At 34.9% G+C, this 23841-nt stretch carries 24 protein-coding genes; 17 read left to right on the top strand and 7 right to left on the bottom strand.

Features of this window, described 5'->3' with window-relative positions:
* Positions 1 to 50: 50 nt before the first annotated feature.
* Positions 51 to 749 carry a peptidase E gene (locus KI369_RS19800; RefSeq protein ID WP_212957087.1) on the bottom strand — a complete coding sequence of 233 codons (699 nt, stop codon included), beginning with the start codon at positions 747 to 749 and terminating at the stop codon, positions 51 to 53.
* Between the two features lie 376 nt (positions 750 to 1125).
* Here KI369_RS19800 and KI369_RS19795 point away from each other — a divergent pair, with 376 nt between their 5' ends.
* From KI369_RS19795 to KI369_RS19770, 6 genes are all read left to right on the top strand, one after another.
* Positions 1126 to 1524: a DUF3942 family protein gene (locus KI369_RS19795; RefSeq protein ID WP_212957086.1), complete on the top strand. Its 399-nt coding sequence runs from the start codon at positions 1126 to 1128 to the stop codon at positions 1522 to 1524.
* A gap of 93 nt (positions 1525 to 1617) precedes the next feature.
* Positions 1618 to 2031: a BlaI/MecI/CopY family transcriptional regulator gene (locus KI369_RS19790; RefSeq protein WP_212957085.1), complete on the top strand. Its 414-nt coding sequence runs from the start codon at positions 1618 to 1620 to the stop codon at positions 2029 to 2031.
* Positions 2032 to 2035: 4 nt separating this feature from the next.
* A complete protein-coding gene (locus KI369_RS19785; protein WP_212957084.1) occupies positions 2036 to 2848 on the top strand; it encodes a M56 family metallopeptidase in 813 nt (270 codons plus the stop codon).
* Positions 2849 to 2902: 54 nt separating this feature from the next.
* Positions 2903 to 3616 carry a cytochrome c biogenesis CcdA family protein gene (gene ccdA, locus KI369_RS19780; RefSeq protein WP_212957083.1) on the top strand — a complete coding sequence of 238 codons (714 nt, stop codon included), beginning with the start codon at positions 2903 to 2905 and terminating at the stop codon, positions 3614 to 3616.
* A gap of 18 nt (positions 3617 to 3634) precedes the next feature.
* Positions 3635 to 4189, top strand: a complete 555-nt coding sequence (locus KI369_RS19775; RefSeq protein WP_144524919.1) for a TlpA family protein disulfide reductase — start codon at positions 3635 to 3637, stop codon at positions 4187 to 4189.
* An 18-nt stretch (positions 4190 to 4207) separates the two neighbouring features.
* A complete protein-coding gene (locus tag KI369_RS19770; RefSeq protein ID WP_212957082.1) occupies positions 4208 to 4888 on the top strand; it encodes a prolipoprotein diacylglyceryl transferase family protein in 681 nt (226 codons plus the stop codon).
* Between the two features lie 54 nt (positions 4889 to 4942).
* Here KI369_RS19770 and KI369_RS19765 read toward each other — a convergent pair whose 3' ends face one another.
* Positions 4943 to 5488 carry a helix-turn-helix domain-containing protein gene (locus tag KI369_RS19765; protein ID WP_212957081.1) on the bottom strand — a complete coding sequence of 182 codons (546 nt, stop codon included), beginning with the start codon at positions 5486 to 5488 and terminating at the stop codon, positions 4943 to 4945.
* Positions 5489 to 5637: 149 nt separating this feature from the next.
* Here KI369_RS19765 and dsdA point away from each other — a divergent pair, with 149 nt between their 5' ends.
* Complete coding sequence (gene dsdA, locus KI369_RS19760) at positions 5638 to 6972, top strand: D-serine ammonia-lyase (protein WP_212957080.1); 1335 nt, start codon at positions 5638 to 5640, stop codon at positions 6970 to 6972.
* Positions 6973 to 7123: 151 nt separating this feature from the next.
* Entirely contained in the window at positions 7124 to 8371 is a 1248-nt protein-coding gene (locus KI369_RS19755; RefSeq protein ID WP_212957079.1) for a DUF445 domain-containing protein, read from the top strand.
* A 30-nt stretch (positions 8372 to 8401) separates the two neighbouring features.
* Here KI369_RS19755 and exsE read toward each other — a convergent pair whose 3' ends face one another.
* The 4 genes from exsE to KI369_RS19735 are packed head-to-tail and all read right to left on the bottom strand — an operon-like array spanning position 8402 to position 11340.
* Entirely contained in the window at positions 8402 to 9358 is a 957-nt protein-coding gene (gene exsE / locus KI369_RS19750) for an exosporium protein ExsE (protein WP_212957078.1), read from the bottom strand.
* On the bottom strand, positions 9355 to 10425 hold the full coding sequence (locus tag KI369_RS19745) for a hypothetical protein (protein WP_212957077.1): 1071 nt from the start codon (positions 10423 to 10425) through the stop codon (positions 9355 to 9357). Before KI369_RS19745 ends, exsE begins: the two co-directional genes overlap by 4 nt.
* Positions 10418 to 10861: a hypothetical protein gene (locus tag KI369_RS19740; protein ID WP_212957076.1), complete on the bottom strand. Its 444-nt coding sequence runs from the start codon at positions 10859 to 10861 to the stop codon at positions 10418 to 10420. The genes KI369_RS19745 and KI369_RS19740 overlap by 8 nt, the downstream gene beginning before the upstream one ends.
* A complete protein-coding gene (locus KI369_RS19735) occupies positions 10858 to 11340 on the bottom strand; it encodes an RNA polymerase sigma factor (RefSeq protein ID WP_238484942.1) in 483 nt (160 codons plus the stop codon). The genes KI369_RS19740 and KI369_RS19735 overlap by 4 nt, the downstream gene beginning before the upstream one ends.
* Before the next feature lie 283 nt (positions 11341 to 11623).
* On the opposite strand from KI369_RS19735, the gene KI369_RS19730 reads away from it, so the two are divergent.
* The 6 genes from KI369_RS19730 to KI369_RS19705 all read left to right on the top strand — a co-directional run bounded on the left by KI369_RS19730 (position 11624) and on the right by KI369_RS19705 (position 18059).
* A complete protein-coding gene (locus KI369_RS19730) occupies positions 11624 to 12262 on the top strand; it encodes a response regulator transcription factor (protein ID WP_071721859.1) in 639 nt (212 codons plus the stop codon).
* A gap of 4 nt (positions 12263 to 12266) precedes the next feature.
* Positions 12267 to 13367 (top strand): sensor histidine kinase, encoded by a 1101-nt coding sequence (locus KI369_RS19725; RefSeq protein WP_212957075.1) that lies wholly within the window; start codon positions 12267 to 12269, stop codon positions 13365 to 13367.
* Between the two features lie 136 nt (positions 13368 to 13503).
* Complete coding sequence (locus tag KI369_RS19720) at positions 13504 to 14442, top strand: ABC transporter ATP-binding protein (protein ID WP_212957074.1); 939 nt, start codon at positions 13504 to 13506, stop codon at positions 14440 to 14442.
* A gap of 37 nt (positions 14443 to 14479) precedes the next feature.
* Positions 14480 to 15589, top strand: a complete 1110-nt coding sequence (locus KI369_RS19715) for an ABC transporter permease (RefSeq protein WP_212957073.1) — start codon at positions 14480 to 14482, stop codon at positions 15587 to 15589.
* 1 nt (position 15590) lies between these two features.
* Positions 15591 to 16736, top strand: coding sequence for an ABC transporter permease (locus KI369_RS19710; RefSeq protein WP_212957072.1), 1146 nt, complete (start codon positions 15591 to 15593; stop codon positions 16734 to 16736).
* Positions 16737 to 16847: 111 nt separating this feature from the next.
* Positions 16848 to 18059 carry a phospholipase D-like domain-containing protein gene (locus KI369_RS19705; protein WP_212957071.1) on the top strand — a complete coding sequence of 404 codons (1212 nt, stop codon included), beginning with the start codon at positions 16848 to 16850 and terminating at the stop codon, positions 18057 to 18059.
* Between the two features lie 54 nt (positions 18060 to 18113).
* Here the strand turns inward: KI369_RS19705 and pyrH are convergent, their stop codons facing one another.
* A complete protein-coding gene (pyrH, locus tag KI369_RS19700) occupies positions 18114 to 18857 on the bottom strand; it encodes a UMP kinase (RefSeq protein WP_212957070.1) in 744 nt (247 codons plus the stop codon).
* Between the two features lie 377 nt (positions 18858 to 19234).
* Between pyrH and KI369_RS19695 the strand changes: the two genes are divergently transcribed.
* The 3 genes from KI369_RS19695 to malS all read left to right on the top strand — a co-directional run bounded on the left by KI369_RS19695 (position 19235) and on the right by malS (position 23758).
* A complete protein-coding gene (locus KI369_RS19695) occupies positions 19235 to 20506 on the top strand; it encodes a cation:dicarboxylate symporter family transporter (RefSeq protein ID WP_000713281.1) in 1272 nt (423 codons plus the stop codon).
* Positions 20507 to 20530: 24 nt separating this feature from the next.
* On the top strand, positions 20531 to 21970 hold the full coding sequence (gene aspA, locus KI369_RS19690; RefSeq protein WP_144610904.1) for an aspartate ammonia-lyase: 1440 nt from the start codon (positions 20531 to 20533) through the stop codon (positions 21968 to 21970).
* 75 nt (positions 21971 to 22045) lie between these two features.
* Complete coding sequence (malS, locus tag KI369_RS19685; protein ID WP_212957069.1) at positions 22046 to 23758, top strand: oxaloacetate-decarboxylating malate dehydrogenase; 1713 nt, start codon at positions 22046 to 22048, stop codon at positions 23756 to 23758.
* The last annotated feature ends 83 nt before the right edge of the window (positions 23759 to 23841 follow it).

Here is a 23841-nt window from a genome sequence, read left to right as displayed (position 1 = left end):
CAAATGTCCCTAAGTTATTATACTTAGGGACATTTTTTGTAAGTGTAGGTTTACAAATAGCTTTTTAAAGTGATATCAAAATGTTGTCTAATGAGTTTGTTATCACTCATATAAAACTCCCACGCTTTTTCAGGTTCACCGATAATTTCAAAAGATTCTTCTGTAATATATAGAGCACAATTATCCTCTAGTGCAATTCCTTCTATATTGCCTTGATGATTTTGTAAAAAGGAATGGAAGGCGTTCATTCTATTTAATTGATTATAATGTGGACAAAATCTTTTGTTCACAATCCCCCAGCCGTTGCTCTCTATATAACCAGAGCCTTCATAATCTGATCGGATACTAGATGTGAACCAGCACATAGCACCGGCGCTCCATCCCGCAATGAGCGTTCCTTGCTGCAAAGCGAATAATAATTTTTCGTCAAGTTTATGTTCTTTCCATTGTGTAAGCATATGAATATAGTTCCCGCCACCGAGATAAATCAAATCAGCTGATTGAATCATTTCGTCTATTTCATATTTAGAAGGTGTGTCGGCTATAGTACGTAAAATTTGTACTTCACAGTGTAATTGTTTTTCGAACGTGTCTAAAAATAATTTTATATAGCTTTCATCATCATGACTAGCTGTAGGAATGAATAATACTTTTGGATACAGTTTATTTGTTAATTCTATAAGTCGCTCATTAATAGGCGAGTGAATTGAATCTTGTAAGTCACCGCCACCAATGACAGCTAATTTCATAGTAAAGCACCACCTAATCATTTTCGTTATATAAAAATTCGATAGAAGAGAGTTACATTCCTTCTATCATGTAATGAATAAGTGGAAAATGTAGTTTCAGTATATCGGAATAATAAAGGTGATGATAGCTAAATGAAAAATGAATTAAAAACAGTTTATTGATATATAATATTTCATACTATTGTTTCAAAAAATAGGAAAAATATGTTTAAATTAATATAACGACGTAGTAATTAATATTGAATTAAAAAAAGAATTAGAAATAATAGGGATTTGAAAAGTGCTTTTTACTTTTAATAGGAACTTGTATCGCAATATGGTAAAATTATTTCAATATATTTATTTAGTGTAGAGTGAATAGAGGGAGCGTGAAAGAGTGGATTTTCGATTTGAGTTTGCAGCGAAAGTGAAAGAATACTTAGATGATGAGAAGGATGAAAAAATAATAAAAGATGGACATAGAGATATCATTTTTCACTATTTATATGCGTTAGAGGCTGAAATTGGCGTTGTTAAAAATCCTAACTTTACTTTTTTTACATCAGGAAGACGTTCGCATATCGTATTAGAAAATGTTGAATTTAAAACAGAGGTAAATGTCAAAAGTAATATTATTGAAATTACAAAAATCGTGGATAATGTCGTTATTCCGTTAGATACGATCGTAGCGAAAGATCGGGAATTATTTGCACTTGGGCGTAATGAAACGTTTAGTGTACAAATATTAGAGCAGTATCTCTTTGAGACATTTGGAGAGAAGTTAGGTTTACAATGAATGGAATGGGGTAGTGAGTTTTCGTATATATCATTTGCGTTTGACCTTTCGTTTAATTTATACTACAATTCGTAGTGTGAAAGGAGCCGTACAATGTTTACTCAAAACTATAAGTTAAATGAGCAAGGGTTAAATCATTTCTTTGGACCGCTTGAAGCGAAAATTATGGAGATTGTTTGGTCTAGCGAAGGGATTACGATTAAAGAAGTGCAGCAGAAATTAAGTGAAGAATCACCTGTGAATTTTAATACTGTTATGACAGTTATGAACAGGTTAGTAGAGAAATTACACTTAGAAAAACAGACTGTGAAAAGAAGTGGCATATACCGTGCTATACAAACAAAGGAAGAATTCTTATCCAATCAAACAAAGAAAATGACACAGGAATTGATGGGGGAATTTGGAGATTTAGTTGTAAATCATATGTTAGATGAGTTAGAGCAGGCTGATCCGACTTTAATAAAAAAATTAGAAGCCAAATTGAGTCAGTTAAAAAAAGAGGATTAATGAAATGAAATGGCAAATGCGTAAAATCGTATTGTTAGCAGTCATTGTTAGTGCCCTCTTTTTTAGTATGTTAGTGTATTACGTTACATATCCATTTTTGTTTCAAAATAAGGCGTTCTTTCTTTCTAATTTTTGCTTGTTCCAGTTAGAAAAACATATGAAGGAATTATCGCTCATTCGTATTGTAATTGCTGGATTTTTACTACTTACTGTGTTCATCGTGTGCAAAAGAATTTGGCGACAATTTTTCTATAGTAAAAAGTTACAAAAAGTACTTATCCCTTTCATTCGAAAAGGAAAGCAAATATATATATTGCCGACCGAGGAAGTTGCGGCATTTACAATTGGGTTATTTCGTCCGAAAGTTGTCATGTCAGAAGGGATGCTTCAAACATTTTCAGATGAAGAAATGGATGCGATTATTTTTCATGAAGAATATCATCAAACGAATCGGGATCCATTAAAATTATTTTGTTTTACGTTATTAGCAGAAGGAATGATATACATCCCAATTTTAAAAGGGCTGTTACAGCGATATCACACGTATCAGGAGCTAGCTGCTGATAAATATGCGATGCAAAAAATGGAATCTTCATTTGAGTTAGGTAGTGCATTATTAAAATTAATTAAAATAAAGACAATGGAAAATCGATGTGTTACAGCTTCATTTGCAAAAACAGCAATCAATTTACGAATCGAGCAAGTGTTAAATGAAAAAGTTGTAAAGCTTACGATTCCGTTACATACGAATTCGGTATATATAACATTAGGTCTATTCTGTATGTCGGTTGTACTTATTGTCGGAGAGTGCATATAGCCTCTTTTTTTTAAGAATCAACACTACTTGATGTAGTGTTTTGGAGGGAATAAAATGAATGCAGCAGATTTAACAATTTGGCTTGTAGCCGGAGCAGGGGTATTGTCATTTATATCACCATGTTCTTTACCGCTATATCCATCTTATTTATCATATATTACAGGTGTGTCTATTCAAGATTTAAAAGAAAATCGTGGGATGATGCAAAAATCAGCGATTATACATACCGTATTTTTTATGATCGGATTTTCGGTTATTTTTTACGCGTTAGGGTTATCGGTAAGCTGGATTGGAATAACATTTTCATCTAACCAAAAATTGATTCAACAAATTGGTGGGATTTTTATTATTTTGATGGGATTGTTTATGACAGGCTTATTTCAACCTAAGTGGCTTATGGCAGAGAAAAAAGTGCAGTATAGAAGTAAATCGACGGGGTATATTCGCTCTATTATAGTCGGTATGACATATGCAGCGGGGTGGACGCCATGTGTTGGACCGATATTTTCAGCTGTACTCATGCTTGGTGCGACGAATCCTGAAGGAGCACTTCTTTATATTACCGCATATACTCTTGGGTTTGCGGTTCCGTTTTTCGTGATGGCATTCTTTATTGGAAAGATAAAATGGATCGTTACATATGCCAATGTCATGATGAAAATTGGTGGCGGAATGATGATTGTAACAGGTATCTTATTGTATACAAACCAAATGACGAAAATTACAGCATTCTTTATTCGTCTATTCGGTGGATTTACAGGCTTTTAATAATGAGGAGGAAGAAAAGTGAAGAAACTAATTGCGATTATACTGGCCGGGGCACTAATCTGGGCCGGAGTTAACTTTTATAATACAAAAAAAGAAGAAAAAGAAAGAAAAGCAAAACAAGCGGAGCTACAAAAAACAGAAGTATTACCACAAGTAGGATTTAAAGCACCAAACATAACATTAAAAGGATTAGACGGTAAGTTGTATTCGTTAAATGATGCAAAAGGAAAACCATATCTTATTAATTTTTGGGCATCATGGTGTGGTCCATGTGAAATGGAGGCGCCTGACTTAGTTCATATGTATGATAAATATAAAAAGGACGTTGAAATTTTTGCGGTAAATGCAACTATCGGAGATCCAGTACAAGAAGCAAGCGCATTTGCAGATCGTCACGGATTTAAGTTTCCTGTTTTACTAGATATGGACGGAGTAGCTGGATTAGATTATAAAGTATTCTCGTTACCAACGACATTTTTTGTTAATAAAGATGGAATTATCGTAGAGCAAGTACGAGGCGTATTACCTCCAGATCAATTAGAAGAGAAATTTAAGAAATTAATTGAGAGTTAAAGAGGGGATTTTGTATTGATGGAGTGGATCGTGAGGTTACAACCCGTATCTCTTATAATTGGAAGTCTATTTGGGTTCATATTGATGAAACGAAAGATGAAGAACGAAAGTGTACCATATGAAAAAATGATGGATGCAGTAACAAATGCTTTTCTTATCATCGTATTTGTATGGAAATTTGCACCGGCAATTTTAAATCCAGTATGGGCTTTTAGGTCGCCACTGCAAGCATTATTAGCTATAGGAAGTATGAAACACATTGTAGTAGGGTGCATAGTTGCAAGTGTATACATTGTTTGGAAAAGTAAAAAGGGGCAATTTTCGCTTCGTACTTTACTTGATGCACTACCTATTGCGCTATGTATGAGTATTATTTTTTATTTTCTATTCCACCAAAAAGTAGGAGTACAAACGACATTGCCTTGGGGTGTGAAAATATATGAATCTAAATTTCTATATCATCCTATATTCGTATACGAAATTATCCTGGCTCTTTGTATAGTGGGCTTGTTATGGATGAAAAATGAAAGGCTCGGAAACGGAAAGAATATAAGTGTTTTTCTAATTGTTGAGGGGTTTGCTCATATTATTATTTCACTTGTTAGTGAACAGAATTCGGTTCTATTTGGTCTATCAGTACAGCAAATAATTAGTTTTTTTGTTGTTAGTTTAGGAATTTTGTTGGTGCCGAAAAAATAAAAAGATAGCTACATATGGAGTATGTCCATACGTGGCTATCTTTTTTATTTTATCTTAAAAAATCGGCGGAGTAACAGAAAATAAAACAATGGCATTTTTCTCGAATTGATTTACCCATTTATGTTTTAAATAAGCGGGTATTTTTACACTATCACCCGTTTCTAATATGTATTCTTCTTCATTTAAATGTAATGTGATTTTCCCTTCTAATACAAATGCTAATTCTTCACCCTTATGTTCTAGTACATTTTCTGATGAAGCTGTATTCGGCGGAACAGTCATAATTGCTGTTGCTAAATTTCCTGTGAAATCAGGTGATAGCATTTCATATGATAAATTATCGATAATCATTTTTTTGCGTTTATGAGAACGTACAATTAAATCGTCTGTATTTGTATCTTCAAGTAAAAAGCTAAAAGTAGGAACATCTAACGCTTTAGCGAGTACTTTTAATGTTTGGATAGAAGGGTTAGCAGATCCACGCTCAATTTGACTTAACATAGATGGTGTTATACCTGCCATTGTTGCTAGTTCTTTACTTGTTAAACCTTTTTCTTTTCTTTGTTTTTCAATTTTTTTACCGATATCTATATTTTCCATGATAAAAGCTCCTTAATGTTTATTAAATTATATTTAAATATATTAAATTAAAATTAACTTAAGTGAATGAATTGTGTTAAACTATATTAAAATTAATTTAATTATAATTTATTAAATCGTAAGCTACAAGGTGATGAGGAGGAAGAGAAATGAAGGGAATAGAGAAATTAAAAGAAAGATATCCACTATTAAATAAATTAATCGCAACGGAAGAAGTGTTTTGGGTGAATCCGAACATGGAAAAGTATGAAACGGCAATAAAAGATTCGCCACTGAATGAAGAAAATGTAAAAGATGCGGAAGAGAGGTTAAATCGTTTTGCACCGTATATTTCAAAAGTTTTTCCTGAAACGCGAGAATCGGGTGGTATTATAGAATCACCTTTAGTGAAGATCCCTACTATGAAACAGTCCTTAGAGAAAAATTATGGGCAACCTATATTAGGAGAATTACTATTAAAATGTGATAGCGGGCTTCCGATATCAGGGTCAATAAAAGCTAGGGGCGGCATTTATGAAGTGTTGAAACATGCTGAAGAATTAGCTTTGCAGCATGGCATGTTAACAGAGGAAGATGATTACGCCATTTTAGATAGTGATACATGTAGAGAGTTTTTTGCAAAATACTCAATTGCGGTAGGTTCAACAGGTAATTTAGGGTTAAGTATTGGGATTATGAGTGCGAAACTAGGTTTTAACGTAACTGTTCATATGTCAGCAGACGCAAAAGAATGGAAAAAAGATTTATTAAGAAGTAAAGGTGTAAACGTTATTGAGTATGAAGCTGATTATAGTAAAGCAGTAGAAGAGGGGCGTCAGCAAGCAGATGCAGATCCTCGCTGTTATTTTGTAGATGATGAAAACTCTCATGATTTATTTTTAGGATACGCAGTAGCAGCGTCACGTTTACAAAAGCAATTAGAAGAGTTAGAGATTGTTGTAGATGCAGAGCATCCTTTATTCGTTTACCTTCCGTGCGGAGTAGGGGGCGGACCTGGCGGCGTCGCATTTGGTTTAAAGTTATTGTATAAAGACAATGTGCACTGTTTCTTTGCGGAGCCAACGCATTCTCCATGTATGTTACTCGGTTTAATGACAGGACTTCATGATAAAATTGCTGTTCAAGATATCGGGATTGATAATGTAACAGACGCGGACGGACTAGCGGTAGGAAGACCATCCGGGTTTGTCGGTAAAACGATGGAACCATTTTTGAGTGGGAATTACACAGTAAGTGATGAAGAGTTATATAGATTGTTAAAAGAACTAGCAGATACAGAAAATATTTATTTAGAACCTTCTGCGTTAGCTGGTATGATAGGGCCAGTGAAAGTATGTAAAGAAGATAGGCATTTACAAAAACAACAGTTAGCAGAGAAGATGAAGAAAGGTGCTCATATTGTGTGGGGAACTGGTGGGAGTATGGTTCCCGAAGACGTGATGAATGGGTATTATAAAACAGGTGTGGAATTAACGTTAAAATAAAAATGGGGCTTTTTACAGCCTCATTTTTTTTATGTGCATAAAATTCTTTGTTATTTTCGCATTAGTTCATTATAGTATAGATATAAAGAACGAATATGAAATACATATAACAAAAAAGCTTTATTTTACATAATAAGAGGATGTGTATACGATGTCATTACAGACTAAATATATAGCGGGTATTTCGCTTGGGGTTATGGGAGTAGGCTTTGCCGCTTCTATCCCGTTTCAAGGAACGGTAGCTGGAGAGATTATACAAGGGGGATTTGAAGCTGGATTAGTTGGCGGACTTGCGGATTGGTTCGCAGTTACGGCTTTATTCCGTCATCCGATGGGAATTCCAATTCCTCATACAGCGTTATTACCTAAAAATCGTAAACGAGTAACGAAAGGGCTCATTAACACGTTAGAAAATGAGTGGCTGACGAAAGAAAGTATTACGAATAAAGTAAAAGAAATGCAGCTAGCACAAATGGTGCTGCAAATTGCTGAGAGAGAAATGCAGTCTGACGCTGTGAAAAAGGGGATTGTAACGATTGCGGAGAAAGCGATTGTTACAATAGATACGGAAAAATTAGCGGTTATTATTGAAAAAGAATTAAAAACGTATTTGCATACAATTAATACAAGTAACATTTTACAAGTGCTTGTTGATCAATTAGTTGTGCAAGAATATGATGAAAAGACACTTGATTACATTTTAGTAAAAGTGAAAGATTGGACAGCGCAAGATGAAGCACGATACCAGCTCGGAAGCTTAGGTATGAAGGCGATGGAAAACATAAAAGTAGATGGGTTTTTACAGTTTACTTTGAAATCGTTTATGAATATTGTAGATGAAGATAAAATTGGCGGCATTTTGCAGAAATTTATTATTAGCAATATTAACAGCTTACAAGATGCTGATAATAGCACAAGACAACTTATATTAGCGAAAATTCGTCAAGAAATTATAAATGTAAAAGAAAATGAAGCTTTACTACAGGAGTTAGAAAATTGGAAAGAAAAATGGATTGCGAATTGGGATGCTACTGACAAAATTAAAGAGATGCTGGAGCAAGTACAACAAAGAGCTGTTACCTTTGTAAATAACGAAGAATTTGCTGATAAATATGTTATTCCATTTTTACAAACACAAATGAATAAAATAAAAGAAGATGAACAAACTGTTCAAAAAATAGAAGAGTGGTTACAAAAACAAGTTGTCACACTTGTGGAAAAGAATCATTCGAAAATCGGAAAACTTGTACAAGAAAATCTTGATAAGTTGGATGATAAAACGTTAATTGAAATGATTGAAAATAACGTTGGTAAAGATTTGCAGTGGATTCGAGTAAACGGGGCTGTTTGCGGATTTATGATTGGCTTAGTGTTAGAAGGAATTAAAGCGATTATATGAGAAAAACCTTCCACAATTGTGGAAGGTTTTTTATTTTTCGATAACACTCATATTTATATTATAGGCTTTCTCAATATTTAATTTGTACGTCCCATTTCCTGTTTTAATCGAATTTTTATACCAATGTTCTTGCTCGTTGAATTCTGGATTTTCTTCTGAAGAACTATTTTCTTTTTTCGTTACATCTTCAACTTGCTCCCAAGGTGTGCTTCCATGTGTTTCTTTTTGATTCGTTACTGCTGTTAAAGATACATCACTCTCTTTTGCAAGATGGACAGACACTCTTGAGCTTTCTTGTACAAACCAATTATTTTGTAATTGACCTGGATAAAGAGATAGTTCGTTATTGGAAGCACGGATTTCCACATTTTTATTTTGCGGAAGAACAAGCGTTGGTTTCACCTGTGGTGCTGAATTAAATAACGTATGCTGAACAGGTAATGATTTTAAAGTAATATACATCGTTTCTCCAGCTGTTTGAACTGAAAGGAAATCATCTTGTTTTAAATTGAGTTTTTCATTTGCTTTCGTCGTTATTTCATAAGTTCCAAGAAGATGAATTTGATTTGTATTATTTCCCTCTAGCGTTAGAGGCTGATGTCCTGCATCTACTACGATTTTTTTGATAGATTCAGGTATATCAAATTGTCCATCTGGAATATTACTCGTTTGCCTCGTTGTGTTAATAGAGTGACGAACTTCTTCTAGTAATCCAGTTGATAATAAACAGTAAAAAGCAATTCCAACGCTTCCTAAAACGCCGATAAAGAAAATACTAAAAATATCATATTTAATAAAGGATTGTTCCTTCTTAGAAAATAGAAGGTATAGTAAAATTTCCACGCCAAGTATAATAAGTAAAACAGGCCACCATGCTGTTAAGGAATCTAATACCTCAGTACCTTGTATAACTGAAAATAGTAAGAAGCAACCTAATGAAATAATAGAAAGCCCCATTGAAAATGTTCCAACGCGCCATGTTCTCATTCTTTTGTACCACCTTTGTTTTCTTTATTTCCAAGTAACAATTTAAAGCCGCCACCAATTAAGAGGAGTGCAACGATAGATGTTTGGAAATAGCGATAATAGAGCTCGCTAAGATGAATGTTAAATATAGTTGCAAAGTAATTATTCAAAATAGGAAGGAGTGTTTGATCTAATAAATAATAACCACCGAGTGTAATTAACCCAATACCGATCCATCTTTGATGATTGATAAAATAATCAATGATAGGTTCGTCATGTACACGTTCTTTTCCATACTTTGCAGTTTGCTGTAAAGCGTCAAAGAAGCTATAGAACCAAATGATTGGTACTAAAAATAAAAACGCCGAAAGTCTTAATAAGTCGAGTAAATAAATTGATAGTAAAAAGGCTGCCATAAGCTGAAGACCACGGCGTTGCAAACCTAAATACATATGTCCTGCTCCGGGGAACATCGCTAAAATAGAAGCAAATGTTTTACTTTTCTTTCCTTGTTCTCGATGTTCTTCAAAATCTTCAAAAATAGTACGATCATCTAGTTGCTCGCCACGTTCTTTTTTCTGGAGCTGCTGAACAACATCGAAGAAATTGTAAATCCATAAAACAGGTAATGTAATAAGGAAGATAAGAAAACTTTCTTGCGATGTTAAAAGTGCAACGAAAATAATCATACTTCCGATTCCTGTGCAAGCGACTAAAAATGTAAGTCCACGTTGCATAAGCCCTAATTGAAAATGTCCAAGTCCAGGGATGATTGATAGGAGAATGATATAAAATCGTTCGCTCTCTTTAGAGGAATCTGTCAATTCTCCAGCTTCTTGTTTTTTCGTTTGGTTTATAATGGTGATAACTAAATCTAGTAAGTTAATTACCCATAAAACAGCTAGTAAAAATAGGGAAAGAAAAGCAATGGTGCGCTCTCCTAATTCTACTGTACAAAATACTGCGAAGATAAATAGAAATAAAGCTCCCCCGCTATATAAAATAAACCGTCCAAATTTCTTTACATATAAATGTCCAAGACCAGGAATTAGCCCTAATACAAGTGCTAAAAAGGGATTTTTATTCATGCTTTGAACCTCCGTCCTTTTTTGATGTGTCTACCGATTTGTTTACAATTTGTTGTGAGATAGAAGACTCGTTATGTTTTGAAGATTTCTCGAAATTTGATGTCGCTGTGAAAATATATTGGAATAAACCACTTACCATAAAAATAATTGTAGCCGCGGTTGCAATTATGTAATGGATAATCGTACGCTTTAGTTGGTTTGATTTCATATTTTCATTAGACTGTAGTGTTTCAAAATTAATTTGCGTCATAACTTCGTTCGTAAATGAATCATCATTTATCATTGGAAGGTTTTCATGTTGTTTATCAATACTTTCCATATAAAGTGCTAAACAATGATCACATTCATAAAGGTGTTCTTCCATCGATTCACGTTCATTGCTTTCTATAGAATCTAATGTATAATTGCGCCAATCTTCTTTTGAATAATGCATCATAGAAACTCTTCCTCCTTCCAATGTTTTTTAATCCATTTTCTTGCCCGATACAGTTTCATTTCGACTGTTTTCACTTCGATGTCTTCCTGCAAAGCAATTTCTTGATAGCTTTTTTCTTCTAAGTAATGTGCGAGAACAACGTCACGGTAATTTTCGGGAAGTTCTCTCAGTTTTTGAGCAATAAGTAATTTCTGCTCTTTCGTCAATAATAAAGCCTCAATATTATGAGAGGACTGTATATTTTCCTCAGTTTCTTTACATAAGGAGAGTTCTTCGTTTTCTCTAGCTTTTTTTCTCTTATAATCAATAGCGTGATTGGTGGCAATACGCGCCATCCACGTTTTTAATCCGCGAAATTGATAATTTGGGAGAGAGGCGTGAATTTTTACGAATACTTCTTGTGTAACATCTTTTGCATCTTCTTCGTGTCTTAAAATAGAAAAGATAACTTGGAAAATATAATGACGATATGTTTGCACAAGGATACGAAAAGCATGTTCGCTTCCTTGCTGTGCTTTTTCAATTAATTGTTTTTCCTCAATGGGTCTCTCCCTCCTTTTTGACGCATTCTATTATATAGACGTAAAGAATGATAAGTCACCCTACACATGTTGTAAAAAAAGAATAATATATTTTTAGAAAGGAGGCTATATGAAAAAAGGTGTGAAAAAATGGTAAAAAGGAGTATATAATGAGCAAGTGGGAAATGTTACGGGAAGAAAGGATGTGAATGTTAGTAGGGGAAGGTCCATACTAACAAACATGAAAATTAAAATATTAATAGCGGATGATAATTCTTTTATTAGAGAAGGCATGAAAATTATTTTAAATACATATGAAGAGTTCGAAGTGGTAGATACAGTAAATGATGGGAAAGAAGCAGTGGACTATTGCAAAAAGAACGACGTTGATATCGCGCTTTTAGACGTTCGTATGCCAAATATGAACGGGGTAGAGGCAACGAAATTTATTTGTGAAGAGACGAAAACGAAACCGCTTATTTTAACGACGTTCGATGATGATGAATATATTTTGGACGCAGTAAAAAACGGGGCGAAAGGTTATTTATTAAAAAATAACGATCCAGAGCGTATTCGTGATGCAATAAAAGGAGTATATAACGGTCAAACTGTTATGCAAGATGTAGTGCTTGATAAAATTAAGTGCAATTTAATGGAGAGCAAAGAGGACGAATGTAAAATAGATAAGAGTCTTTTTACAGAAAGAGAACTTAGTATTATCGCGTTAATTGCGAAAGGTTTCTCGAATAAAGAAATTTCAAAGCAACTTTTCATATCAGAAGGAACGATTGCAAATTATATTACATCTGTTTTAGGGAAAACTGGACTTGAACATCGTACACAAATTGCGATTTATTACTTAACAGGGAAAGTAGATTAGTGAAATGGAATTTTGGTTAATTGTAAGTAAATTAATTGTATTTACATATATTGTGTTTAGTTACATTTATTTAAATGTCGCGAACTTACCATGGATTATACTTACTTTGCTTTTATATCTTTCTGTAAACGTGCTGATCTCTATATTTAAAAATGATACGTACAAAAACATATTAACTTGCGTATCAATTGGTCTAGTTATGTTATTAACATGGAAGATTCATTCGCTTTTTATTTTGTTTTTACCATTGAATTTATTTGAACTTGTATTTCAATATATAGAGAAGAAATGGCAGCTCTTTATTATGATGATGATCCCCATTATTTTTACAGATGAAAGTATTCGAATGACATATGGATTAATTGTTGCATTTTCTTTCATTGTATTAACTATGGCAGAACGGTATATATCGCGCGTACTAAAGCTTGAATCGCAAAATGATAAGATGCGAAAAGATATGCAGCGGCTGACGAAAAGCTTACATGAAAATAAAGAGTACATAAAGCAATCAGAGTACACATTTAAGTTAGAAGAGAGAAACCGGCTCTCTCAAGAAATTCATGATAAAATTGGTCACTCGATGACAGGGGCGCTAATTCAAATGGAAGCAGCAAAGAGATTAATGGGGATAGATAAAGAAAAGTCTGCCGAGTTATTACAAAATGCAATTCATATTTCAAAAGACGGGATTGAAAGCATTCGGGTTACATTAAAAAATATGAAGCCACCAACTGAGCAAATTGGTATTCACCGTATGAAATTATTCATAGAGGAATTTGCCGGTAAGCATGAAATAAATATTCCTTTCGTATATAAAGGGAATTTAGATATGATTTCGCCGATTCAGTGGAAGATTATTGGTGAAAATGTTACGGAGGCATTAACAAATGCGATGAAATATGCTGATGCGACAGTCATTTCAATTGATATTCATGTACTTAACAAGATGGTGAAAGTGCAAGTGAAGGATAACGGAAAAGGTGCAACTCTCGTTAAGAAAGGTCTCGGGATTATAGGGATGGAGGAGCGAACAGCATCAGTAAACGGAAAAATTATTGTAGATGGAACAAGTGGTTTTTCAGTAACAATGCTGTTGCCCATATAGGAAATGGTTATGAAAATGAATCATCTCATATGAAAAAAGTGAATAATCTCATGTAAAAATAATGAACTTCTGCACTGAGCAGGTTCATTATTTTTGTTTATACTAAAAGCAGAGAAACAGAAATAGGGGTGAAATGATGAATACATTAGAAATTAAAAATTTAACGAAAAAATTTGGTGATTTCATCGCGGTAGATAATATGTCTTTATCTATTAAAGAAGGAGAGATATTTGGCTTTTTAGGATCAAATGGTGCTGGTAAAAGTACAACGATAAATATGATTGCTGGGTTGTTAAGAAGTAATGAAGGTGAAATTAGCATATTAGGAAAAAATATAAAAAAACATAATCGATTTGCGAAGATGAATATCGGTATCGTTCCGCAAGATATTGCGATTTATGAAGAGTTAACTGCCTATGAAAATGTGAAATTCTTTGCGGGACTGTACGGGTTAAGAGGGGCTGAACTAAAAGCGAGAGTAGAGGAAGCACTTCAGTTTGTAGGGCTTAGCGATAAACATAAAAGTTACCCGAAAAACTTTTCAGGTGGGATGAAACGAAGACTGAATATCGCTTGTGCAATCGCTCATAGACCGAAGTTAATTATTATGGATGAGCCGACAGTTGGAATTGATCCACAGTCAAGAAACTATATTCTCCAATCTGTTCGAAAATTAAATGAAATGGGAAGTACTATTATTTACACGAGCCACTACATGGAAGAAGTAGAAGAGATTTGTACGAAAATAGCAATTGTCGATCACGGTAAAGTAATTGCAGAAGGTACAAAAGAGCAGTTGAAAGCGATTATTACTGATACGAAAGACGTTTGGGTTGAAGTGAAGTCAGTAGAAAATTTAGATGTAGAACAGTTAAAAGAGATAAACGGTGTGAAAGCTGCTCAAATTGAAGAGAACGTAATTAAAGTAAACTCGGATGCAGGAGTAAACAATTTAAATAAAATTATTCAGCACTTCATTAATCATGACATTGAAATCCGCTCGCTAGAGGAGCAGGCTCCAAACTTAGAAACAGTATTCCTTACGTTGACTGGAAGAAACTTACGAGATAAATAAAAGGTAAATGAAGAAAAGGTAAAGGGAGGTTCATCAATTGAACATCTTCAATATTGCAGTTATGCATATGAAACGAGATTTCAGGGACGTAAGAACTTTAGTTTTTATGTTAGCATTTCCGATCGTACTTATGCTTGTGTTAGGAACGGCGTTAACGAATGCATTTAATAGTGATAGTCAATCGATTAAGGATATACAAGTGCTATATAAAGATGAAGCGAGTAGCATATTTTCTCAATCGTTTGAAGCATTTACGAAAGAAGTCGATAAATCAGGTATTCATTTTAAAAAAGTTTCTGAGGGCATAGATGGGAAAGAAGAAGTAAAGCAAAATAAATATGCTGCTTATGTAGAGTTAAAGAAAGATGGTGCAAAATTATATGGAAGTGACAAAAGTAGTATTGAGGGAAGTATTGTGGAAGGTATGCTTACAACATTTGTTGATAAGTACAATGTAGCAACCGAGGTTGCAAAAGTAGATCCTAGTAAGGTGAGCGCAGTTATTTCAAACGGAAATCATAATGATTATATAAAAGAAACATCTTTACAAGCTGCGAAAAAACCAGGTTCTATGGATTACTATGCGGTTGTAATGACAACGATGATTGCACTATATGCTGGGATGGGAGCGAGTTCTTTAATTCGAGGAGAACGAATACGTAAAACAGGAGATCGCCTTATTGCTGCGCCTATAAGTAAGGCTGAAATATTCATTGGAAAAGTACTTGGTAGCCTAGTAGCAAATGCCCTTTGCGTATTACTTGTCATGTTATTTAGCAAATTTGTATTTCAAGCGAATTGGGGCGAACATCTTGGAATTATATTTATAATTTTATTAACACAAGTCTTTCTAGCAATTAGCTTCGGTTTAGGGATCGGATATATTACGAAAACAGCTGAATCATCGAGAGCAATTATTCTTGTTGTTATCCAGTTAGCTTCTATTTTTGGTGGGGCATATGTCGTAGTAGAAGAAAATTTCATTACGAACTTATCACCATTAATGTGGGCAAACACAGCTGTCATGAAAATTATTTATGCAAATGATGTAGGAGCAGCACTGCCAGTAATCTCTTTAAACCTTGTCATTTCAGCACTCTTTTTATTAATTGCGATTATTGCATTACGTAGACGGGAGGGGCTATAGTATGAAAGATATTTTATGGCTCATACAAAAAACGTTATCTGTACTTTTGAAAAATAAAAGAAGTTTACTTATTACTATTAGCTTGCCGATAATAGGGACGCTCATCTCTTTTTCGATATATGGAAATGTAGGTCAAGGAGCGTTAAATATCGGGATTGTAAATAAAGAGAATGAGCCGATAGCAAATGATACGATAAAGTTTTTAGAAGGATTAAATCATGTGAAAGTGAGTAAGGTTAAGGAGTCGGAAGTAGAAGATAAACTTACTTCCAAAAAACTTGATGGAGTTATTACATTAGAATCTGGTTTTTCAAAAAGTGTTCGAGAAGGGAAACCTGATCATATTGAGATTTCATCGATTAAAGGTGATCAAGTAACAGCATTTATAAAATCCTATTTATATAACTATATTGATAATGTAGCAGCTATTAGTAAAGTAGCAGGAGCAGATCAAAGTGCATTTGATAGTATGTATGCAGGATATCAAAAAGGTTCGTTTAAAATGAAAACGGAGACGTTAGAAGATACTTCGAAAAATAAAGATATGACAAACCAAACGATGGGTTACCTTATTATGTTTATGCTGTTTTCAGCAGCGAATTTATCAGGTTATATTTTAAAAGAAAAAGAGAATAGAACGTATTTCAGACTCTTATCAACGCCGATAGATGGGAAGAAATTCATATTATCTAATGTCGGGGTAAATCTGATGATATTAACAGTACAAATTCTGATTACAACCCTATTCCTAACGAATGTTTTTCATACGAATATCAATATGCCTTTCATAGTGATGATTGGTGTACTCATGCTATTTGCTTTAATAGCAATTGGAATATCGTTAGTTCTTGTCGCTTTTTCGAAAAACTCAGCATCAGCAAATGCAATGCAAAATATGGTTATTGTACCAACATGTTTACTTGCTGGATGCTATTTTCCGTATGACATTATGCCAAAAGCAGTGCAAAAAGTAGCTGATTTTCTTCCGCAGAGATGGCTATTAGACACAGTATCAAAACTACAACAAGGCATTCCGATTTCAGATTTGTATTTAAATATTTTAATCTTATTCGCCTTTGCGATAGCCTTCTTTTTAATTGCGATTTATAAGTTTGGAAGAAATAATGATGCGCGAAACTTTGTTTAATATGAAAAGGGTGTGACGTAAAGTCGCATCCTTTTTTTGTATGAAGCATGAAATCTAAATTGGAATGACAAAATAGAAGAGTGGAAAGAAAAGGAGCGGAAGGAAATCAAAATGATTAAAAAAATATTGCGAGTTACTTCTATTATTATTGCTATTGTTGTTTTTATTTTAATTTGGATGCATATCGATGTTACTTTAGGTAGGAAAATGGAAGCCGGGAGAAACATGCCGACAGAGTATGCACCACATTATAGTGATTTTCAATTATATGTAGAAGGAAATCCTTTTTATAAACAATTGTTTACTGATATAAGAGAAGCGAAGCAATCTATTTACACGTACTTTTTTATTTTATCGGATGATAAAAGTAGCCATACTTTTTTAAACTTATTAAAAGAGAAGGCAAAAGAAGGAGTGAACGTCTATTTATCCGTTGATCGCATTAATGATTTATCATTTGAAAGCAAGATGATAAGTGAATTGCGGGAAAGTGGTGTGCATTTTACATATAGTAGAAAACCTGAATTGCCATTCGGATTTTATTCCCTTCATCATCGTAATCATCGCCGTATTACGACGATTGATGGGGAGATTGGCTATACAGGTGGTTTTAATATAGGGGATGAGTACTTAGGGAAAGATAAACACTTTGGGTACTGGAGAGACTATCATGTACGGATAAAAGGTGAAGGTGCAAAAGATTTAGAGGAACAATTTGCTTTAGATTGGAAACGAGATACGAAAGAAGATATAAAGAGAAGTACGAATAAGGCTAGCAAAGGGAATACATTACATACTATGGTCAGTTACAATGGACATTACGTTGCTAAAAAGTATATAGAGCTAATAAAACAAGCTCAGCACTCAATTGTAATTGCAACGCCGTATTTTATAGCGAAAAATAAAGAGTCAATGAATGCTTTAATCGCAGCACAAAAGCGTGGTGTTACAGTAAAAATACTTTGGTCATATAAACCAGATCTACCTCTTATAAAAGAAGCGGCGTATCCATACATACGTCAAGCTGTTAATAATGGGATTACTGTATATGGGTATAAAAAAGGAATGTTCCATGGCAAATTAATGCTTATTGATAATGAATTAACCGTTATTGGCACAACAAACTTTACTTCGCGTAGTTTCAATATAAATGATGAAATGAATTTTTATATTCATGGAGGTCCTATTGTAGGACAAGTTAATAAGGCGTTAACAGAGGATTTTCGTGATTCAAAAGAAATGACGAAAGAATTTTTTGAGAAGTTATCTTTGTGGGAGCGTTGTAAGGAGAAATTTGCTGGGATGGTGGATTTTTATTTATAAAGGTTAATGGAAAAAGGGTGTCTTTTATAGACACCCTTTTGTAATGAGAAATAATTATTTCTCATGCGCAAGTAAAGAAACATCATCATTAATCAACGTCCCCACATGCTCACCTAAACAAATTCTTTTCATCACCCCCGGCTCATCGAAGTTAAAGACGTGTGCAGGTAAATTATAATCACGGGCAAGCAGTAAAGCGGCTTGATCCATGACTTGAATGTTTTGCCTAACAACATCGTTATAGTTTAGTTTTCTGTACATTTTCGCTGATTTATTATGTTTTGGATCACTAGTAAAGACGCCATCTACTCCTTGTTTTGCGACTAATATTGCGTCACTATTCATTTCAATGGCTCTTTGAACACTTGGGTAATCTGTCGTAACGAACGGTTGCCCGTTACCGCCTCCAAAGATAACGATATAACCGTTATCTAAATGGTGGACTGCACGTAGGCGAATGTATGGTTCAGCTACAGCATTAAACGGGATGGAAGTCATAACGCGTACTTCTTTATTTGTTTTACTCGTTAAAACGCCGCGTAGCATTAAGCTATTAATAATTGTACCTAGTGTACCGATATTATCAGCTTCTACACGATCAATGCCCCATTCTTCAGCTAAATGACCTCTGAAAATGTTCCCGCCTCCGATGACGATAGATACTTCAATACCTAAATCAACAATGGATAAAATCTCATTTGCGATATGTTCTAATCGTTTGGAGTTAAAGCTATTTCCTGTTTGATCGGCAAGTGCACCGCCGCTTAATTTAATTAAGACACGTTTATATGGTCTCATAACAATTCCCCCTATATAAATCGCAATAAAAAAGGAACAAAGGCGAACGCCTTTGTTCCTTTTTAAGAAAATGAAAAAGAAAAGAAGAAGATAGAACGAATTTTTGTACATAATTTTTCATATTATCCACTCCTTTTCATTTCGATTTGTTGTAAGTATATATCTTTTTGATTATACGAAACAATCTGATTACTTATCAAGTATATTTTATTTCTTTTTCACGAAAAGGTGTCAATGAAAAAGAAAAGAAAAATTTTCGAATTTTTTGTGACGAACTTGTAGGTTTTTGTATGATTTTGTAGGTTCGCCTATATGATGTGTGAGTAAGCTTTTATAAATACGAAATGAAAGCGTTCGCATAAAGGGGATGAACATAAATGAAAAAATTCGGATTGGCAACACAAATTTTTGTTGCACTTGTTTTAGGGATTGTAGTAGGGGCAATCTTCTATGGTAATAAAACGGCTATTTCTTATATCACACCAGTTGGGGATATATTTATTCACTTAATTAAAATGATTGTAGTACCGATTGTTATTTCAGCATTAATTGTTGCAGTAGCTGGTGTAGGAGATATGAAGAAGCTTGGGAAACTGGGCGGTAAGACAATTCTTTATTTCGAAATTATTACGACAATCGCTATTTTAATGGGATTACTTGCGGCTAATATCTTCCAACCAGGTACTGGCGTTGATATGAATAACTTACAGCAAAGTGATATTTCTTCTTATAAACAAACAGCAGATGCTACAGAGAAGCAAGGATTCGCTGAGACGATTGTTCATATCGTACCGAAAAACGTATTTGAATCAATTGCACAAGGTGACTTATTACCGATTATTTTCTTCTCAGTATTATTCGGTTTAGGAGTTGCAGCAATTGGAGAAAAAGGGAAACCAGTTTTCCACTTCTTTGAAGGTGTACTCGAAGCGATGTTTTGGGTTACAAATCAAGTTATGAAATTTGCGCCATTTGGTGTATTTGCATTAATTGCGGTTACGGTTGCAAAATTTGGTGTAGCAACACTACTTCCTTTAGGAAAACTAGTGCTAGCTGTATACGTAACTGTTATACTATTCGTTGTGATTGTATTAGGTATTAATGCACGAATGGTTGGCGTAAACATTTTTACATTAATGAAAATTTTAAAAGAAGAACTTATTCTTTCATTTACGACAGCAAGTTCAGAAGCTGTTTTACCTAATATAATGAGAAAAATGGAAGAATTCGGTTGCCCAAAGGCAGTTGCCTCTTTCGTTATTCCGACAGGTTATACATTTAACTTGACTGGATCGGCTATTTATCAAGCGTTAGCGGCATTGTTTGTTGCACAGATGTACGGTGTGCACATGTCACTGACAGAGCAAATAACGTTATTATTCGTTCTCATGTTAACATCCAAGGGTATGGCGGGAGTTCCAGGTGCATCGTTCGTTGTTGTATTAGCAACGTTAGGTTCAATGGGGTTACCACTAGAAGGTATCGCATTAATTGCGGGAATTGACCGCATTTTAGATATGATTCGCTCATCTGTCAATGTATTAGGAAATGCATTAGCGGCCATTGTTATGTCGAAGTGGGAAGGCGAATTCGATAATGAGAAAGCAAAACAATATGTAGAAACAGTCAAAGAAACAAAAGCAGCATAAGAAATCGTTAAGGAGTGAATAATCATGGCAACATTAACTGAAGTTAAAAATGGTGTTCGAATTGAAAAAGATTTTTTAGGTGAAAAAGAAGTGCCAAACTATGCATACTACGGCGTACAAACAATGCGTGCAGTTGAAAACTTCCCAATTACAGGATACAAAATTCATGAAGGCTTAATTAAAGCGTTCGCAATTGTAAAGAAAGCTGCAGCACTTGCTAATACAGATGTAGGAAGATTGGAATTGAACAAGGGCGGCGCGATCGCAGAAGCTGCTCAAGAAATTCTGGATGGAAAATGGCATGATCATTTCATCGTAGATCCAATCCAAGGCGGAGCAGGTACTTCAATGAACATGAATGCAAATGAAGTCATGGCCAATCGTGCTCTTGAATTATTAGGAATGGAAAAGGGAGACTATCATTATATTAGTCCAAATAGTCATGTGAACATGGCGCAATCAACGAACGATGCATTCCCAACGGCGATTCATATCGCAACATTAAACGCATTAGAAGGTTTATTACAAACGATGGGTTATATGCACGATGTATTTGAATTAAAAGCAGAGCAGTTCGATCATGTTATTAAAATGGGTCGTACACATTTACAAGACGCTGTGCCAATTCGTCTTGGACAAGAATTTAAAGCGTACTCTCGCGTACTTGAACGTGATATGAAACGAATTCAGCAATCACGTCAACACTTATATGAAGTAAATATGGGAGCAACTGCAGTTGGTACAGGCTTAAATGCAGATCCAGAATATATTGAAGCAGTTGTAAAACATTTAGCTGCAATTAGTGAATTACCACTTGTTGGTGCAGAAGACTTAGTAGATGCTACGCAAAATACGGATGCATACACTGAAGTATCTGCAGCACTTAAAGTGTGTATGATGAACATGTCTAAAATTGCGAACGACCTTCGTCTAATGGCATCAGGTCCACGCGTTGGTTTAGCGGAAATTATGCTACCTGCTCGTCAACCAGGTTCATCTATTATGCCAGGAAAAGTAAACCCTGTTATGCCAGAAGTAATTAATCAAATTGCGTTCCAAGTAATTGGTAACGACCATACAATTTGCCTTGCTTCAGAAGCAGGACAATTAGAATTAAACGTTATGGAACCAGTACTTGTTTTTAACTTACTTCAATCAATTAGCATTATGAATAACGGTTTCCGTGCCTTTACAGATAATTGCTTAAAAGGAATTGAGGCGAATGAAGATCGCTTAAAAGAGTATGTTGAGAAGAGTGTAGGAATTATTACAGCCGTGAACCCTCATATCGGTTATGAAGCAGCAGCTCGCGTTGCAAAAGAAGCAATCGCGACAGGGCAATCCGTTCGAGAACTTTGTGTGAAAAATGGTGTATTGTCACAAGAAGACTTAGAGTTAATTCTAGATCCATTCGAAATGACACACCCAGGGATTGCAGGAGCAACTCTTTTAAAGAAAAATTAAAAGAAGAGGGGGGACAAGCCCCTCTTTTTTGTTTACAATATAGAAATGCTATATATGAATAGAGGTAGGGATGTTATGAGCAAGTTTACAGTAACTTCTAATGGTTCATTAGAAACGACATTAAGAGGAGTAGAAGTATTATCAACACCACTTTTAAATAAAGGGGTCGCTTTCACGCAAGAAGAAAGAGAAGAATTAGGTTTAAAAGGGTTATTACCGCCAGCAGTTTTAACGTTAGAAGAACAAGCGCGCCGAGCATACGAACAATTTTGTTCTCAGCCGGATGATTTATTAAAGAACGTATACTTAACAGCGTTACATGATCGAAATGAAGTACTATTTTATCGCATTTTAACAGATCACTTGCGCGAAATGTTACCAATTGTATATACACCAACAGTCGGTGTAGCGATTCAAAGATATAGTCATGAATACCGTAAACCGCGTGGTGTGTATTTATCAATTAACGATCCATCAGGCATTGAAGAAGCATTCGCCAATATCGGTGCAACAGCAGAAAATATTGATTTAGTCGTTGTTACAGATGGAGAAGGCATACTTGGAATTGGTGACTGGGGCGTTGGTGGTATTAACATCGCCATCGGAAAGTTAGCTGTTTATACGGCCGCAGTTGGAATCGATCCTAGTCGTGTATTACCAGTAATTTTAGATGTAGGTACAAACCGTGAAGAACTATTAAACAATCCATTTTATATTGGAAATCGTCATCCTCGTATAACTGGTGAAGCTTACGATGAGTTTATTGATACGTTTGTACAAGCGGTAAATAAACAATTCCCGAAAGCACTTTTACATTGGGAAGACTTCAGTTCTCGAAATGCACGAAAAATTTTAGATAAATATCGTCATGATATTTGTACATTTAATGATGATATTCAAGGTACAGGTGCAGTTTCGCTTGCTGCGGTATTATCGGCAGTGAAAGCTTCAGGTGTACCGCTAAGTGAACACCGCGTTGTTGTATTTGGTGCTGGGACGGCTGGAATTGGTATCGCAGATCAAGTTAGAGATGCAATGGTCCGCGTAGGTGTATCAGAAGAAGAATCGTATAAGCGTTTCTGGTGTATTGATCGTAACGGATTAGTTACAGATAATATGGAAGATCTTCTTGATTTCCAAATGCCGTATGCAAGAAAAGAAGCGGAAGTAAGTGAGTGGAAACAAAATGATGTGATTGGACTTGCTGAAGTTGTGAAACATGTAAAACCGACAATTTTAATTGGTACATCAACGGTTGCAGGTGCATTTAAAGAAAAGATTGTTAAAGAAATGGCTTCTCACGTAGAAAGACCAATCATTTTACCGATGTCGAATCCGACGCCACTTGCTGAAGCGAAACCAGCTGATTTAATTGAGTGGACAGAAGGAAGAGCATTAGTTGCAACAGGAAGTCCATTTGAACCAGTTACATATAACGGTGTAACGTATGTGATTGGACAATCAAATAATGCACTTATTTTCCCTGGACTTGGTCTTGGAACAATTGTCGTACGTGCAAGCGTCATGACGGATGGAATGTTCGCGGCAGCAGCTGAAGCAGTTGCAAGCATGGTAGATACTAGTCAGCCCGGTGCACCTATTTTGCCAGAAGTTGAAGAGTTACGTAACATCTCGGAAATGGTTGCAATTGAAGTAGCGAAAGTTGCTGTTGCAGAAGGTGTAGCTAGAGAGAATTTAAGTGATAACGATATCAAGATTGCAGTGAAAGAAGCAATCTGGGAGCCTGAGTATCGCCAAATAAAAGCGGTAGAAAAGGTTAGAATATAGAAATAAAGCCCGTTTATTATATAAGCGGGCTTTCACTTTTACTACTGACAAAAAGTATAGGAAGTGGCACCTTTGAATTGGAA

It is taken from the genome of Bacillus sanguinis (assembly GCF_018332475.1).
Lineage (GTDB): Bacteria > Bacillota > Bacilli > Bacillales > Bacillaceae_G > Bacillus_A > Bacillus_A sanguinis.
This window is presented reverse-complemented; position numbering and strand designations above follow the sequence as displayed.

What these genes read in the sequence shown, in the direction of transcription:
- KI369_RS19785 (WP_212957084.1), top strand. Translation starts at nt 2,036, where the DNA reads ATGAAATGGCAAATGCGTAAAATCGTATTGTTAGCAGTCATTGTTAGT.
- exsE (WP_212957078.1), bottom strand. Translation starts at nt 9,358, where the DNA reads ATGAGAACATGGCGCGTTGGAACATTTTCAATGGGGCTTTCTATTATT.
- KI369_RS19740 (WP_212957076.1), bottom strand. Translation starts at nt 10,861, where the DNA reads ATGATGCATTATTCAAAAGAAGATTGGCGCAATTATACATTAGATTCT.
- KI369_RS19765 (WP_212957081.1), bottom strand. Translation starts at nt 5,488, where the DNA reads ATGGAAAATATAGATATCGGTAAAAAAATTGAAAAACAAAGAAAAGAA.
- KI369_RS19725 (WP_212957075.1), top strand. Translation starts at nt 12,267, where the DNA reads ATGGAATTTTGGTTAATTGTAAGTAAATTAATTGTATTTACATATATT.
- KI369_RS19800 (WP_212957087.1), bottom strand. Translation starts at nt 749, where the DNA reads ATGAAATTAGCTGTCATTGGTGGCGGTGACTTACAAGATTCAATTCAC.
- aspA (WP_144610904.1), top strand. Translation starts at nt 20,531, where the DNA reads ATGGCAACATTAACTGAAGTTAAAAATGGTGTTCGAATTGAAAAAGAT.
- KI369_RS19695 (WP_000713281.1), top strand. Translation starts at nt 19,235, where the DNA reads ATGAAAAAATTCGGATTGGCAACACAAATTTTTGTTGCACTTGTTTTA.
- dsdA (WP_212957080.1), top strand. Translation starts at nt 5,638, where the DNA reads ATGAAGGGAATAGAGAAATTAAAAGAAAGATATCCACTATTAAATAAA.
- KI369_RS19705 (WP_212957071.1), top strand. Translation starts at nt 16,848, where the DNA reads ATGATTAAAAAAATATTGCGAGTTACTTCTATTATTATTGCTATTGTT.
- KI369_RS19730 (WP_071721859.1), top strand. Translation starts at nt 11,624, where the DNA reads ATGAAAATTAAAATATTAATAGCGGATGATAATTCTTTTATTAGAGAA.
- KI369_RS19710 (WP_212957072.1), top strand. Translation starts at nt 15,591, where the DNA reads ATGAAAGATATTTTATGGCTCATACAAAAAACGTTATCTGTACTTTTG.
- ccdA (WP_212957083.1), top strand. Translation starts at nt 2,903, where the DNA reads ATGAATGCAGCAGATTTAACAATTTGGCTTGTAGCCGGAGCAGGGGTA.
- KI369_RS19770 (WP_212957082.1), top strand. Translation starts at nt 4,208, where the DNA reads ATGGAGTGGATCGTGAGGTTACAACCCGTATCTCTTATAATTGGAAGT.
- pyrH (WP_212957070.1), bottom strand. Translation starts at nt 18,857, where the DNA reads ATGAGACCATATAAACGTGTCTTAATTAAATTAAGCGGCGGTGCACTT.
- KI369_RS19755 (WP_212957079.1), top strand. Translation starts at nt 7,124, where the DNA reads ATGTCATTACAGACTAAATATATAGCGGGTATTTCGCTTGGGGTTATG.
- KI369_RS19745 (WP_212957077.1), bottom strand. Translation starts at nt 10,425, where the DNA reads ATGAATAAAAATCCCTTTTTAGCACTTGTATTAGGGCTAATTCCTGGT.
- KI369_RS19790 (WP_212957085.1), top strand. Translation starts at nt 1,618, where the DNA reads ATGTTTACTCAAAACTATAAGTTAAATGAGCAAGGGTTAAATCATTTC.
- malS (WP_212957069.1), top strand. Translation starts at nt 22,046, where the DNA reads ATGAGCAAGTTTACAGTAACTTCTAATGGTTCATTAGAAACGACATTA.
- KI369_RS19720 (WP_212957074.1), top strand. Translation starts at nt 13,504, where the DNA reads ATGAATACATTAGAAATTAAAAATTTAACGAAAAAATTTGGTGATTTC.